Origin of the sequence: Streptomyces sp. SID3343 (assembly GCF_009865215.1) — a bacterium.
Lineage (GTDB): Bacteria > Actinomycetota > Actinomycetes > Streptomycetales > Streptomycetaceae > Embleya.
This window is the reverse complement of sequence record NZ_WWJX01001232.1, coordinates 1-527: the sequence shown is the minus strand read 5'-3', so window position 1 is coordinate 527 and position 527 is coordinate 1. Positions and strand designations below refer to the sequence as shown.

1 protein-coding gene is annotated in these 527 nt (G+C 78.6%); it reads left to right on the top strand.

Annotated elements, in window-relative coordinates:
• Positions 1 to 527, top strand: a 527-nt coding sequence (locus GT354_RS38575) for a type II secretion system F family protein (RefSeq protein WP_202512772.1), incomplete at both ends; no start/stop codon positions are given.

Sequence of the window (527 nt, the reverse complement as noted above, 5' to 3'; positions counted from 1 at the left end):
GGAGTTGCGCCGGGGCGTGGTGGCGCTGTGCGCGGCGCTGGTGGGGGAGTTGCGGGCGGGGCGAGGACCGCAGGACGCGTTGGCGGCGGCCGTGGGGACGCTGGACGAGCCGACGCGCGTGGCGCTCGTCGAGGTGGTGGGGGCGGCCCGGGTGGGCGGCGACGTGCCCGACGCGTTGGAGCGCGCGGCGGCCCGGCCGGGAGCGGCGGGGCTGCGCCGGGTCGCGGCGTGCTGGCGGATCGCGATCGGTCGGGGCGGCGGCTTCGCTCCGGCGCTGGAGCGGATCACGGCGGCGTTGCGGGCCGAGGAGGACGCGCACGAGGAGGTGCTCGCGGAACTCGCGGGCGTGCGCTCGACCGCGCATCTGCTCGCCGGCCTGCCGGTGTTCGGGCTGGTCCTGGGCAGCGGGTTGGGGGCCCGGCCGGTGGACGTCCTGCTGCGGACCCCGCCCGGCATCGGGTGTCTGGTCGTGGGGTTGGCCCTGGTTGTCGTCGGGTTGGCGTGGACCGATCGCCTGGCCGGCGGCT